This is a genomic window from Actinokineospora alba, assembly GCF_004362515.1.
Taxonomy (GTDB): Bacteria; Actinomycetota; Actinomycetes; order Mycobacteriales; family Pseudonocardiaceae; genus Actinokineospora; species Actinokineospora alba.
This window is the reverse complement of the sequence record NZ_SNXU01000001.1, coordinates 3,219,669-3,233,833: the sequence shown is the minus strand read 5'-3', so window position 1 is coordinate 3,233,833 and position 14,165 is coordinate 3,219,669. Positions and strand designations below refer to the sequence as shown.

Below are 14,165 nucleotides of genomic sequence, written 5' to 3'. Positions count from 1 at the left end.
GTCAGGTCATTCGGCACGGTCAGGCCCGTCGGGTCAGCCGGCCGCCGCCGTTGCGGAAGCGCGCTTGGCCGTCACGGACGTCGTGGTAGGAGACGAGCAGCAGTCGCAGGTATCCGTCGAACACCTCCAGTGGATAGTCGGCGGGCGCGAAAAGGCCCGGCCGGATCGGCACGTAGCGCTGCGGCGGGGCGGCGGTCGCGCCGCCGGCGAACTCGGTGAAGATCCGCTCCTGCGACGCGTCCGCGGGCTCGTAGGTCATCCGCTCCTCCAACTGGCCCTCGACGACGCTGACGTCGACGCGGAGCTGGTTGGAGCGGTAGGTGCCCACGTAGGGCGTGAGGTCGACGTCCTGCGCCACTTCGGTGATCAGCGTGGGGATCCGGACGCCGAGGTGCTCGGTCAGCAGCCACCGCAGGAGCTGGTCCTGCAGCATGATCGCCCCCGGCGTGTTGCCGAACGCGGCGAAGACCAGGTCGTGTTCGGGCACGACACACAGGAGCGAGACGCCGCCGGGCGAGGCGCCCGACATGGCGAGCACGGTCGTGTCGCCGAACGGGTACAGCACCCAGCCCAGGCCGATCGGCGGGGTGTTGGGGCTGTCCATGTCGTAGGACACCTGCCGCATCAGCGCGGTCGACTCGGCGGACAGGACGCGCGTGCCGGACGGGGACACGCCCCCCGCGAGGTGGGTGCGCCCGAACGCCAGCAGGTCGGCGATGGTGCCGATGGGTGTGCCGCCCGCGGGCCCCCAGGTGTCGGGCAGGGTGAACCTGTTCGTGGGCTTGGGCGCCATGGTCTCGGGGTCCGGGAAATGACCGACCGCGGTGCCGCGCAGGATGGCCTGCTCGGCGGAGGTGCAGGAGTCCTTCATCCCGACCGGGCCGTAGATGTCGCGCGCCAGCAGGTCGTGGAAGGGCAGGCCGGTCACCACCTCCAGCAGGCGGCCCGCGACGATCATGCCGCCGTTGGAGTAGCTGAGCTGCTCACCGGGTTCGAACAGCGTGCCGCAACCGCTCGCGAGACCGTCCACATAGGTCTTCAGGGCATCCCGCCCCTTGGCGTCGGGGAAGAACAGGTCCGCGTCGATGCCGTTGGTGTGCGAGACCAGGTGGCGGACCAGGATCTTGTCCGCCGCACCGGGCGCGGTCAGGGCGAATTCGGGCAGGTACTTCACCACCGGCGCGTCGAGGTCGAGGAGGCCACGCTCGACCTGCTGGAGCACCAGCGTGGTGGTCAGGACCTTGGTGACAGAGCCGAAGAGGAACCCGGTGTCGTCAAGCATCGGCGCGCCGGTCGCGACGTTCGCGACGCCGTGGGCGACGATGATCTGCTCGCCCGCCTGGTAGACGCCGGCGACGAACCCGGGGACGTTGTCGGACTCGCAGTAGGCGGCGGCCTGCTCACGGATCCGGGCCTCGACGGTGCGCAGTGCGTTGTCGTTCATGTGGACCATCGTCGAACCTTGCCCCAGGGGCAAGGTCAAGCCCGGAGATCGGCGGGCCCGGCAGCAGCTGCCGGGCCCGCTTCCCCACTCACCCGGTGAGCGGGCGGTAGAACCGCCAGAACGGGTGGTCGATCGGCAGCACCTCGACGCCCGCGAACCCCGCACGGCGGGCGATCGCCTCGAATGCAGCGGGTCGCATGACCGTGCCGGGGGCCTCCGAGGTGGGGTCCACCCGACCCTGCGGCAGGCACCACAGCACGCTCGCCGTGGCGAAGAAGAGCTCGGTCGGGTCGCCGGGAGTCAGCGTTTCGGCGACCCGCTCGTCCATCACGACGACCGTCCCGCCCTCGGCGAGGGACCGCCGGGCGGCGGCGAGCGCGTCGACCGGGTGCGCCATGTCGTGCAGGCACTCGAAGAAGAACACGACGTCGTACCGCTGGTCCCCGTACCCGCCCGCGGCGGCGTCGACCACCTGGAAGCCGATCCTGTCGTCCACGTCGTTGTCGGCGGCGTTGTGTCGTGCCCGCGTGATGGACTCCTCGTCGGAGTCGTACCCGTCGACGCGCAGGTGCGGGAACGCCTTCGCCAGTTCGATGGCGGCCCAGCCGAGGCCGCATCCGATGTCCGCGACGCGGGCGGGCGCGGCGGTGTCGGCGAGTCGCGCCCGCACGTCCGGGATCGCGGGCAGCCATTCGGTGACCAGTTGGTTGGTGAACGCCGGGCGGTTGAGGGCCGCCTGCGCTTCGATCGCGTCCTCTCCGTAGGCCTGGTAGGGCACGCCCGCGCCGGTCCGGAACGCCTCGATCAGGTTCGGGAGCACCCCACCCACCGCGCCGAGCGCGAGGGGCAGCCCGCCGACGTAGGCCGGGCTCGTCTCGTGCACGAGCGTCTCGTAGACGCCGGGCGCGGCGGTGAAGCGCGCCCCCGACAGCTCGTCGTCGTCGGCGACGATGAGCCCGGCCGTCGTCTCCGCCTGCAGCCATTCCCTTACGTACCACGGGTCCAGGCCGGTCGCGGTGGCCAGCTCGGCGGCGGTGAGCGGGCCCTGCTCGGCGACCGCCCGGAACAACCCCAGCTTGACGCCGAGGTAGACGGTGCTCAGATGGAAGGACGCCACGCCCTCCATGAAGAGCCTGCCCGCGAGTTCCTCGACGGTCGCGGCGGATGCCTGCGTGATCGTGTCGGTGGTCATCAGAACCTCCAGGTGTCGGGGGACCCTGTCGGCTGACAGCCGTCCCGTCACACCTGGGGCGCCACATCGGGTGTGGCATCGTCAGCTCTGGTTCGCCAGGCGACGGGCCGCTCCGGGCGGTAGCAGCAGAACCGTCCGGTGGACACCGCGAGGTGCAGATGCCTGGCCAGCTCGGGATGCGACTCGGCGATGGCCCGCTGCGCGGTGGCGATCCGCATCGTGACCGCTTTGCGGGCGCGCTCGGCCGGGTCGCCCATGACCCGGTCGCGGCCGGACAGCCCCAGTGCCCCGGCCAGCTCGGCGAGCAGGAAGTCGCGCTCCGCGGTGAGCGTCGAGACCCGGCCGAGGTCCGCGTCCGAGGCCGCGGCGCCGATGTCCTCCTCCAGCTCACGCAGCCGCGCCTGGTACGCCGTGCGCGCCTGGCGGTCGAGGACCGGACCGCTGTCGGCTCCCACCTCGCGTCGCGCGGGCCCACCGCCTGCTTCGACCAGGTCGAGCACGTGCACCTCGTGACCCGGCCGCGTCACCAGGGTGGCCAGGTCGGCCATGCCCTTGGAGTGCTGCACCGTGGCCCGCCGACCCCGGAACGCGACATGCCAGACCCGGCCGTCTCGGCGCAGCTCGGCGACCTCCGAGGGCTCCGTGGGCTCCGCGGACTCCGACTGCCGACGTGCGGCGGGATCGGTGCCCGCGAGGAAACCGTCCAGCCTGGCCAGCATGTCCGAGACCGGCCCGAAGCACGCGCCGCCCACCCCGTCCACGGCCCACACTCCGGCATAGGGCGCCAGCCGCTCGCGCAGCGCCTCGGCCACCGGGCGGTCGGCGAGCACCAGCGCCGCCTCGGCGAGCACCAGCGCCGCCTCGGCGAGCTGCCACAGGAGTTCGACCCACTCGGAGTCCTTCGGGATGCTGTCGAGACCCGCGGCCAGCATCCGGTCCAGATGGAAGCGGGCCCGGGCGGGCATGCCGGAGCATGCGTAGATCGAGGCGAGGCAGCAGTCCCACTGCGAGGGCTCCAGGTTCCAGCGCGCGACCTGCTCCATCAGCGCGGCGAACTCGACCGGTGAGCCACCGGCCTTGGCCTGCTGCAGGCGGAGCACCCACGCCATCATCGCGGCATTGGTGCTGCCCGCCTCGCGGCCCAGCCGGTCGACCTCGTCCGCGCAGCGGATGGCGAGCTCGCCATCGCCGTCCATGGCGGCCCGCATGCCCCGCCAGAGTGGGACGGGCCAGGCGTAGAGCGGCAGCCGCAGCCGTTTCGCGCGGAGGTCGTACTCGGCGATGTCGTGGTCCACCCCGGCGATATCGCCGGACTCGAGCCTGGCCACCAGGCGCAGCCGCAGCCCGAGGAGGGCGAGCGCCGGGTCGGCGACCTCGTCGGCGATGGCGACGATCCGGTCCGCGCCCGCAAGGCGGACGCGCACGTGATCCGGCCCGGAGAGCGCGTCGTTCAGCGCGGCCAGCGCCGCCGCCTCGATCGCGCGCTCACCGACACCGGCCGCCAGCGCGACGGCCTGGCGAGCCTGCTCGGCCCGCTCCTCCGGCGACGCGCTCAGGGCCCGCACCAAGGAGAGGCGGGCGAGTCCCGCGGCGCGGGTGGCCAGGTCGTCGTCCGACAGCGCACCCAACGCCTGCGCGAGCAGCCGTTCCTGGGCTGGGTCACCGATGTCGACCTCGAAACCCCCGAGCCCGCTGCCCATCGCCAGCACGGCGCGGACGGCGTCCGCGGGCCGACCGGCCTGGTTCGCGGCGGCCGCGACCTGCCGAAGCGTGTCGCGACCGGTGTCCACCTCACCGGCGAGGACCTGGGACCGACCGAGTTCGAGCCGGACCGTGATCGGGTCGCCCGCGCCGTCGGCCAGCGCCCAGCGGAAGTAGCGCGCGGCCTGCTCGTAGGCCATCGCGGCGCTCGCGCTTTCCCCTGCCGCCAACGCATGCTCGGCCGCACGCAGCCGCGCCTCGGGCCCGAGTGCCCTCGCCCAGTGCTCGGCCAGCGCACCCGCCTCACCGTCCGGCATCGCGGCGGCCACCGCACGGTGCAGGCGGGCCCGTGCCTGCTCGCTCAGGCCGGCGTACAACGCCTCACGCACCAGGTCGTGCGCGAACCGCAGGTCCGGCCCCGACCCGACGAGCAGCCGCGCCCGCAGCGGCTCGTCGAGCAAGGTCAGGGCCGCTTCCTCGTCGAGGCAGGCGACCGCCGCCACCACCGGCAGGTCGAGCTTGCCGACGACCGCCGCCACCTCGAGCAGGCGCACCGCCTCTTGGCCGATCCGGGCGAAGCGCCTGCTGAGCACCTGCTGGACCGCTGTCGGCACGTCGTGGCCGGACTCGACACCCTGCTGTCGCCTGCCCGCGTGCAGCCGCGCCACCTCGGAGACGAAGAACGGGTTGCCCCCGGTGCGCCGGTGGATGTTCGCGACGAGTTCGTCCGAGGCGGTCGGGGTCAACTCCCGCACCAGCTCGGCGGTGGCGGATTGCCCAAGCCCGGCGATGTCCAGCCGCGGCATCCAGGCCGGGAGTCCGGCCAGCGCCGACGCCGCCGGTCCGGCCAACTCGACCGGGTCGTCGCGGCTGATCACCAGGAGCACGATCCGAGTCCCACGCACCTGGCCCGCGACGAACGCGAGCAGTTCCAGGGTGGCCTCGTCGGCGCGATGCACGTCGTCGAGGATCAGGAGCAGCGGGCGGTCCGCGGCGGTCCGCTCGAGCACGGCGAGCACGCCGGAGAACAGCTCAGCCCGGCTCGACGACCCGGACCCGTCGAGCACCTCCCGGGCGCCGCTGTCCGGCAGCACGGCGAGAAGCTGCCGCCACGGCCAGTACGGCGCCAGGCTCAGATCGGGGCAACGTCCCCAAGCGGCAATGAACCCGCGGGCGATCGCCTGGGCGGCGATGGCGTCGGCGAGGCTCGACTTGCCGATCCCGGCCTCGCCGAGCAGCACGGCGCCGCCGCCCCGGGCCGTCCGCGCGGCATCGAGCAGCTCCATCAGCCGGGAAACCTCGGCATCCCGGCCGACCAGTGGCGAGCTGGGCTGCACGACACCATCATCCCCCCGGCGAAGCCGAACGCCCCTTACGCTCCGATGACGGGGCGCCCAGGTCTGGCGCTGGGCGGCCGCTGGGACCGCCTCGGCGCGGTCCACGAACGCGACGCCACCCGCGCACTGCTGACTTGAAGCCCGATCGCCACATCCAGACCACGTTTGGCAATACGATCGATGTACCGAATCAAGTTAGACAAAGAGGGTAACGTGGCTAACGAGTTCATAGACACCCGCTTCTCTGTGCTGGACGAGAGGTTCTCGAGGGTCGATGGCGACTTCACCATCGAGCGCATCCACTCCGGCGCGCGCAAGTCCGAGGGGCCCGCGTACTTCGCCGCCGGGCGATACCTGGTGTGGAGCGACATCCCCAACGACCGGCTGCTGCGCTGGGACGAGACGACCGGCGCGGTCGGGGTGCTGCGCCAGCCGTCCGGTTACGCCAATGGCAACACGATCGACCGCCAAGGCAGGCTGATCACCTGCGAGCAGGGCAACCGCCGGGTGACCCGCACCGAGCACGACGGCACCGTCTCCGTGCTGGCCGATCGCTGGCAGGGCAAGCGGCTCAACAGTCCCAACGACGTGGTGGTCCGCGCCGACGGCTCGATCTGGTTCACCGACCCGTCCTACGGCATCACCACCGACTACGAGGGCAACGCGGCCGAGGGCGAGATCGACGGCTGCCACGTGTACCGGATCGACCCGGACGGCGGGGTACACCTCGTCGCCGACGACTTCAGCAGGCCGAACGGCCTGGCGTTCTCGCTCGACGAGCAGCGTCTGTACGTTGTGGACACTCGGCAGGAACCGAGCCACATCAGGGTTTTCGACGTCACCGACACCGGCGACCTCAAGGGCGGGGAGATCTTCGCCGAATGCGACTTCGGCCGGTTCGACGGCATGCGGCTGGATTCCGCGGGCCGCGTGTGGGCGGCCGCCTGGGACGGGTTGCACTGCTTCGATCCGGACGGCACCTTGATCGGCAAGCTGCTGCTGCCCGAGTCCGCGTCCAACCTGACCTTCGGTGGCGCCAAGCGCAACCACCTGTTCATCGCGGCCGGGACGTCGATCTACACGCTGCGCGTGACCTTCAACGGCGCGCGTTATCCGGAGTGACGCCGGCCGGAACCACAAAGGACTCTCACCGGCGGAGTCCCAAGCGCCCCAAGAACTATCCACACAGGCCGCCTGGCCTGCGGAACATGACTTCCGCAGGCCAGGCGGCACACTGGGCACGTACTGCTACCGGCTCGGGAGCTGAATGATCAACCTGTCACGCAGCGCCGGGCAGTCCGCCAGATGCGTTTGAGCCAGTTCTTGCGGCGGTGCTCCAGATAGCCCTGTTTGCCGCCCTTGTAGCACGTGCTGATGGCCTGTGCCGCCCCGAGCGCGGCGAGCCCCTTGAGCACCAGCCACTTTGCCGTCTTGCCCAACCAGCGCGCAGCGCGCTTGACTTGACTCCAGAAGTAACGCTTGGCGAGCTTCACCGCCTGCTTGCACACCCGGAAGGACCGTGCGCACGCGCGCACCACGAACATGAGCACGAGCAGCCCCAGCGCGGGCCACGCCTTCCCGTCCAGGTCGGTCATGCCGATCGGGTCGGTGGGGTAGGCGTACCGGTTCGCTCCGCCCCCGGTCACCGGGTCGTCGGAGGTGAACAGGCCGGTGACGGGGTTGTAGACGCGTGCGCCCATGAGGGTCAGCCCGGCGCCGGAGACGGCCCGCTGCTTGGTGCCGAGCCAGCCGTATTCCACCTCACCGGTGTCGGTGTTGTTGGCCGCGGCGGGATTGCCGTACTCGTCGTACGAGCTCCACCCGGTGATCGAGGTGGCCGGGGCACCCGCACTGGGCAGTTCGACCTCGGTGACGACGTCACCGTGCGGGTTGGCGACGGTCAGGGCCGCCACGCCCGCCTGGTCGACACTCAGGGCCAGGTCACCGCCGACCAGTTCGGCGTAGCGCCGGGAGGCGCCGTTCTCGGTGACCCAGGTCGGGTTGTCGGTGGCGTCGGTGTAGTGGTGGACGGTCGAAGTGGAGCCTTGTGCGTCCGTGACGGTCTCGCTCGCACGGCGGTCGAGGGCGTCGAGGGCGAACGTCGTGGTGACACCGCCCTGGGAGATCGACTTGACCAGATCGTCGTGGTGGTAAGCCAAGGCGATGTCACCGCCCTGGGGATTCGGCGCGTCCGCGGCGGGCAGGACGAGGGTCCGGCCGAGCGGGTCGTAGGCGTAGGCACCCTGGCCGTTGGCGCCGGTGACGGGGCGGTCGGCTGAGTCGAACGCCCTGGTGATCGCGGCACCGGTCGTGGTGCAGGAGCCATCGGCGGCGGCGGCGGAAACCGTCTTGGTGAGCCGGTTGTGGTTGCCGTCGAAGCCGTATGAGCGGGTCACGCAGGCGGGGGTCTCCGCTGGGTCCGTGATGTCCACTCCGGTCGCGGTCGCGGTCCGGTCGCGGACCTGGATGAGCCTTCCCGCGGCGTCGTAGGCGTAGGCGCGGTCATAGGGGATGGCGTCGCCGACGTCCGTGGGCTCTCCCCCGGTCGGGCCGGTGAAGGCGCCGCCCTCGGGGGTCCATTCCCGGGTCACGCGGCCGGCGACGTCGTTGTCCTGTGACCAGGCGAGCCAGCCGCCGTCGGGGTCGACGGTGGTGGTTCCGTCCTCGTTCACCGTGGTGGTCCGGCCGGTGTAGCGCAGGCCGACGGGCTCGCCCGCGTTGTCCAATTCGGTGTGCTGGGTGATCCCGCCGGGCAGCTTCCGGGTCACGAGGGCGCCGTCGGCGTCATAGGCGCCGGTGGAAGTCCACACCGATCCCGCGGTGGCGACCTCGATCTTGGTGGCCAGGCCGCGGCGCTCAGTTCGTCCGGCCGCGTCGGCGCCGTCGTAGGTGTACCTGGTCGAGCCGTTGGGGTCGGTCACGGTCGCCACGGCCCCGGACGGCGCGTACACCGTGATCGTCGGCGCGTCGCCGGAGGGTTGGTAGCTGGTCTGGCGCCCCCAGCCGTCATAGCCGGTGGTCACCGTCCCCGCGACCGAGCCGTCCGCGTTGCGGGCGGTCACCTTGGTCGCCGCGGCGGTTATCGGGTCGTATTCGTTCTCCTTGCGGGTGTTCGCGGTGGAGCCCGCCAGACCCGTGACCGCCGTCGAGGTCGAGGCGGTGCGGCCGTCCGGCAGGTAGGTCGTCGTGGAGGTCCGGGTGACCGTTCCCGAGGTTTGCACAACCGCGGTGGGCTCCAGCAGGTAGCTGTAGCCGGTGGTGGTGGTCGTGGGCAGGCTCGGCCCTGAGGTCGGCGCGGCGGCCGGGTAGGTCTTGCAGACCATGCCCGCCCACTGTGGTCGCGACCCGCACTCGGGGTGCCCGGTGTTGGCGGCGGCGGTGTAGTGGACGGTCTTGGTGGTGCCCGCGTCCGCGCCGGCGGAGGTGGGCTGACGGGTCTCCACGATCCGCCCCTCGGCGTCGTGGCGGGTGAGCTTGACGATGTCTCCCGCGGAGACAACGCCGTCGAGGTCGACGTCGGTGGTGGTCGTGCTCGGCAGGCCCAGTGCCCAACCGTCCGGGTCGCCCGCGACCGGGGCGGCGTAGGAGGTGAGCTCACGGGAGAGGACCTCGACGTCCTGCCCCGTCCCGGGATCGTGGGCCGCCGTCGTCTGGGAGGTCGGCAGCCGGTAGGGCAACGCGGTCGCGGGATTGATTCCGGCGTTCGGGGCGCCCTGGTCGTAGTCGGTCCTGATGTGGCTGCGCAGCCTGCGGAGGCTGCTGTCGCGCAGGGACGCGATCCTGGCCGGGCCGTAGGTGTCGGTGATCAGGGTTCCCGCCGGGGTGCGGACGGTGTCGCCCGAGCTGATGTCGGCGTTGTAGGTGGTGAGGGTGGCGAGCTGGTCGGCACTCGCCCCCGGTGGGATCTGGCCGTCCACCACCAGGCGCAGTGCGCGTTCGTCGAGTTCGCGCACCACGTTGCCCTGGGCGTTGTAGTCGGTGGCGGTGAGCTGCCACGCGCCCGCGCCGAACTTGGCGGTGTTGACGGTGTAGCCCTCGGAATCGGTGTACCGCAGGTCGGCGTACTCCCAGTCGCCCGCGGCGATGACGGAGGGCGTCGTGGAGTTCACCGGGTGGTCGGCGCTGAAGACCGCGAAGCCCTTCACCGGGGCCTTGGCCTGGTTCCAGCGGTCGACCGAGGTCGGCGAGAGGTCCGGCAGTCCTGCCCCCGTGGTGGCCACGTCGTAGACGAACGAGGCCAGGGTGGCGGTGCCGCCGGTCGGGTCGCCCGCCGGGCGGTCGCGCTTGACGTTGGCGAGCCGGACATCGGGTGCCGCGGTGTAGGCGAGGTGGAACGGGACCTGGCCCGCGGGGGTCACCGAGGTCAGGCGGTTGGCGGAGTCGTACCCGTAGCCGGTGCCGACGCCGCTGCGCGGGTCGGTGGCGGTGGCCAGGCGGCCCACCGGGTCATAGGTGTAGGCCGCGACCTTGATCGCGTCCATGCCCGCGCCACCGGCGCGGTCGGGGTTGTGGATGTCGAGCCAGACCGCGACCAAGCGGCCCGCGGCCGACCCCGAGGTGCCGTACTCCAGCCGCAGCGAGCGGCAACCGATCGCGTTGGTGTAGCCGCCTTGCGCGTCCGTGCAGACGACGCCGGGAGCGGTGGGCGCCAGAATCCGGGTGACGCGACCGGTGACGGGGTCGTAGGTGTACGTGGTCTTTCCGGCCACGCCCGCCTCGGTGATGCCCGCCGGTCGGAACTGTCCGGCCGTCGCGGCGGTCGGCGCGGTGGTGGCGGTCGTGGCGAACGTGGTGGTGGTGCCGTCGTCCTGGACGTAGGCGACCGTGGTCGCCCCGCCGGTGCCCGCGACGGTCAGCTTCCCGGCGTCGAGCGAGGTCTCCTCGTCGGCGGCCACCCAAGTGCCCGCCTCGAGGGTCGCGGTGGTGCGCCGGGCGCCGGAGGGCGATTCGTAGACAAGCGCGGAACCGTCGCCGTCGAGGAGCGCGATGGTGCCGTCGATCCGGGTGTTGTCGATGACCCGCATCCCGGCCACTCCGGCGTCGGCGCCGTCGAACTGGGCGGTCCAGCCCGGCCCGAACACGCCGGTCACCGGGTCGGTGGTCCCCGCGAACGTCGAGTGCGAGCGCGACAGTGACAGGTCGCCGGTGTATCCGGGGACCGAGACGTCGGTGGCGTCGGTGTTGAACTCACCGGTCCACAGCGCGACCTGTCCCGGACCGGCCTCGGCGGTAGGGAAACCGTTGCCGAAGGCGTGCGGCACCCGCAGCACCGTGGTCCTGGTCTGAGACCAGGTGCACTGCGTGGAGCCGGAGTACGCCAGGCACACCTGGACGTCCAGCAGGGTGGGGACGCGGTCGTTGAGCGGTGTCGGCTGCACGCCCGCGGTGCCGGGCTCCGAGTCCAGTTGCCCGTCCTTGGTCTCAGCCGAGGTGTCCCAGGTGCCCGAGACCGTCACCCCCGCGCCGCCGTTGTCGGTGACCGTGAGGGGTGCGGTGGTCGCGACGTTCCAGCCGGTGGTCTCACTGCTGCCGCCGTAGCCGGACAGGCGCCACTTCACCGTGGCCGCGACGCTGCCGGAGGTGCCCTTGGGCGGGCCGGAGGCGCTGATGCGGACTCCGCCCGTGGTGGTCGTGCGCGGGCTCGCCGCCGGACTGGCCAGCGTCGCCGAGCCGTAACCGAACGAGTAGTTGGTGAGCTCGGACAGCTTGCCGGACGGGCTCTCGGCCCGCACGGAGATCGAGTGCTGCCCCGGTGTCCGCCCGACGATGACGTGGGCCTTGCCGTCGCCGCCCAGGTTCGTCGGGTTGATCTTGAGCTGGCCAGGCGCCCCGCCCGCGAAGTTGGTCGGGTAGGGCGAGCCGTCGACGTTGACCCGGACGTAGCCGGGCGCGTTGAAGCCGGTGCCGGTGGCCGTGATCGTGCACAGGACCTTCGACGCGGGCAGCGGGTCGGTCCAGGAACCGTTGGCGTACGGGCAGGTGACGGTGGCCGGGGCCGGTGTGCCCGCCGCGACGCGCATCAGGACCCACCCCGACCAGCCGGACCGGAGCGTGCCGTCGAAGGTGCGGGCGCGCACGACGATCGCCGTGTCGTCCGGGAGCGCGACCGAGGGAAGACAGCCCGCTGTGGTCCCGGAGGCGTAGGTCGAACTGGAGCAGGTGGCCTTCAACGTCGTGGACGACACCACCGTGGAGGTGTGGTACTCGAACTCGTAGCGCACCGTGTTGCCGTCGGCGTCGGTGCCCTTTGTGGACACGAAAGGCCGTCGGTTGGCGGTGTAGTAGTAGGTGACGCCACCCGGTGCGGCGTAGCCGACGGTGCCGGAGACGGTCGGGATCGCGGGCGCGGTGGGCGGGCGGTTGTACGTGTAGGAGATGTACGGGGCGGCCGAGCCCTCGCTGGAGTGGAACCTCTTCCACGAGTTGGAGTCCGCCTCGTTACCGGCCATCAACACCATGCCGCCGACCGTGTACGTGGCGGTCGACCATGCCTGCACCAGGCTGGTGATCGGCACCGACATCCGTCCGCCCGGGCAGCCGCTGTCGTGCCCCTTGGCCACGTTCGCCGAACCGTACTGCGAGCCCAACGCCGGCTGCGCGGTCCACCGCGTGGCCGTGGACGCCAGCTGGTAGGTGCTGCGGACGATCATCGTCGACGGGGTGCACGAGTAGGACCACGTCTCGAACAGGGACAGGTGCGCGCTCAGGATCTGCTTGCCCTTGAACGGGGCGACGGAGAAGTTGAGGAACGACCGGGCCTTGACCGCGCCGCCGTTGTACGTGCCCAGCTTCAGCTCCGGCGAGGTGGACTGGTCGGTAGTGTAGTCGGACTGCACCCAGGTGTCGAAGCTGGAGAACGCCGTGCCGACCGCGTAGGCCGGGTCCACGGTGATCGGGTATGTCCTCTTAGGATCGTTGAACCACGCGGCGTCCGGCTTGACCACGAGGGTCGCCGTGCCCTTGTCGGTGGACTCCACCGTCATGCCGACCCGCGCGCGGTTGACGTGCTCACCGCTGCGCTTGTCGACCACCGAGTCCCACATCATCGGGACCGGGATGACCGAGTGCACCTGGTCCTTCGCGTCGACGAAGTGGATCGAGCCGTCGGCCTGCGGCTTGACGGTCAATCCCTTGATACGCAACGGAATCCGCCACACCGGCGCCGCCGTCGGCTTGCGCTTGACCACGAAGTCGTACTCGAACCCCGAGCGGCGCGTGTGCACGACCAGGTCGACCCCGGGCTCGATGTCGGCGTAGGTGGCCTTTGTCCCGTCCAGCACCGGGTCCGGCAGTGCCCATGGCGCCACCCACTCGACCTGCCGGTCCGCCGCCGGGTCCGTGGCGACGAACGCCGTGCCCGTCTTCGCGTTCTTCCCGCCCAGCTTCAGCCCCATCGGGTGTCCGCCCGGCGTGACCGTGCCGTAGCTGTCTTTGCGCCACGTCAGGTCGACCGCCTGCCAACGCCCCGCCTTGTCCTTGAACCGGATCGGCGCCGCGTGGGCCTCGGTGGTCATCGTCCCGTCGGGGTTCGCCCACGTCGAACTGGTCTCCGCGCGCTCGGACTCGACCTCGACTCGGGTCCCCTGCGCCCGCGCCGACACCGCCGCCGACACGACGTCCGGCCGTGACTCCACCCGCGTGATCGGTGGCGCGGCGGCCGTTTGCGGCACAGCGTCCGCCCGCGGCGGCTCGGCGACCTCCACCGCCGCGAACGCCACCGCCGCGATCAGCATGATCGACAACCGGCGCACCACCCGTTTGTCGGCACCGCGAAGAAACAGCGATCTAGCCACAGCCCACCCCTGTTGATTGGTTGGTGTCCCCCGAACACCGCTGATCAGGCCGGGAGACGTTGTCGCTCGCTAGCAGGCCGCACACCCGCGCGTCATGAGCGCGGGTACGCGGTCACCCAGCCGTATCGACACCTGCCTCGCGATTGGCACGAGCGCCGAATGGCCCTCGGCCAGATTCCCGTTGTATGGCAGGGTCATGGTGCGACTATCGGAGCGGAGTACGGCCATGAGCAAGAACGCACCTTCAGGTAACCCCTCGCGCCCCAACCCCCTGCCCGGTTGCCCGATGGCCGCGGCCTTCGCCGCGATCGGCGGAAAGTGGAAGCTGACCCTGCTGTACTGGCTCGCCCATGGCGAGTCCCACTTCGCAGGCCTGCGCCGCCGCGGCGCACCGATCACCCCCAAGGTGCTGGCCGAACAACTGCGCGAACTCGAAGCCGACGGCCTAGTCGAACGCGTGGTGACCGGCCCGGTCCCGGCCCGCGTCATCTACCGGCTCACGCCGTACGGGACCACTGTCCTTCCCGCCGTCGAAGAGGTGCGGGTATGGGGTGAGGCGCACCTTCAGCGCACCCACGGTGGAACCACCCCAGACGCGGTGATGGGCTGCACCACCACCATCGCGGAGGTCGAACTCGCCGGGTGACCTGGGTGCCAAGAACCGGGCGTCCCTGGTTTGCGACCCGGCCGACTAAGCC

The 14,165-nt window shown here is 71.3% G+C and carries 6 protein-coding genes; 2 read left to right on the top strand and 4 right to left on the bottom strand.

Going from position 1 to position 14,165, the window contains the following annotated elements; genetic code table 11:
- Positions 1 to 19 precede the first annotated feature (19 nt).
- From C8E96_RS14910 to C8E96_RS14900, 3 genes are all read right to left on the bottom strand, one after another.
- On the bottom strand, positions 20 to 1,444 hold the full coding sequence (locus tag C8E96_RS14910) for a serine hydrolase domain-containing protein (protein WP_228769834.1): 1,425 nt from the start codon (positions 1,442 to 1,444) through the stop codon (positions 20 to 22).
- Between the two features lie 88 nt (positions 1,445 to 1,532).
- Positions 1,533 to 2,636, bottom strand: coding sequence for a class I SAM-dependent methyltransferase (locus C8E96_RS14905; protein WP_091373694.1), 1,104 nt, complete (start codon positions 2,634 to 2,636; stop codon positions 1,533 to 1,535).
- A gap of 47 nt (positions 2,637 to 2,683) precedes the next feature.
- Positions 2,684 to 5,674, bottom strand: a complete 2,991-nt coding sequence (locus C8E96_RS14900) for an ATP-binding protein (RefSeq protein WP_091373691.1) — start codon at positions 5,672 to 5,674, stop codon at positions 2,684 to 2,686.
- Positions 5,675 to 5,887: 213 nt separating this feature from the next.
- Between C8E96_RS14900 and C8E96_RS14895 the strand changes: the two genes are divergently transcribed.
- Positions 5,888 to 6,796, top strand: coding sequence for an SMP-30/gluconolactonase/LRE family protein (locus C8E96_RS14895; RefSeq protein ID WP_228769833.1), 909 nt, complete (start codon positions 5,888 to 5,890; stop codon positions 6,794 to 6,796).
- A gap of 149 nt (positions 6,797 to 6,945) precedes the next feature.
- On the opposite strand, the gene C8E96_RS14890 is transcribed toward C8E96_RS14895, so the two are convergent.
- Positions 6,946 to 13,467 carry a DNRLRE domain-containing protein gene (locus C8E96_RS14890; protein ID WP_228769832.1) on the bottom strand — a complete coding sequence of 2,174 codons (6,522 nt, stop codon included), beginning with the start codon at positions 13,465 to 13,467 and terminating at the stop codon, positions 6,946 to 6,948.
- A gap of 286 nt (positions 13,468 to 13,753) precedes the next feature.
- Here C8E96_RS14890 and C8E96_RS14885 point away from each other — a divergent pair, with 286 nt between their 5' ends.
- Positions 13,754 to 14,113, top strand: a complete 360-nt coding sequence (locus C8E96_RS14885) for a winged helix-turn-helix transcriptional regulator (RefSeq protein ID WP_166658003.1) — start codon at positions 13,754 to 13,756, stop codon at positions 14,111 to 14,113.
- The last annotated feature ends 52 nt before the right edge of the window (positions 14,114 to 14,165 follow it).

What these genes read in the sequence shown, in the direction of transcription:
- C8E96_RS14905 (WP_091373694.1), bottom strand. Translation starts at nt 2,636, where the DNA reads ATGACCACCGACACGATCACGCAGGCATCCGCCGCGACCGTCGAGGAA.
- C8E96_RS14910 (WP_228769834.1), bottom strand. Translation starts at nt 1,444, where the DNA reads ATGAACGACAACGCACTGCGCACCGTCGAGGCCCGGATCCGTGAGCAG.
- C8E96_RS14885 (WP_166658003.1), top strand. Translation starts at nt 13,754, where the DNA reads ATGGCCGCGGCCTTCGCCGCGATCGGCGGAAAGTGGAAGCTGACCCTG.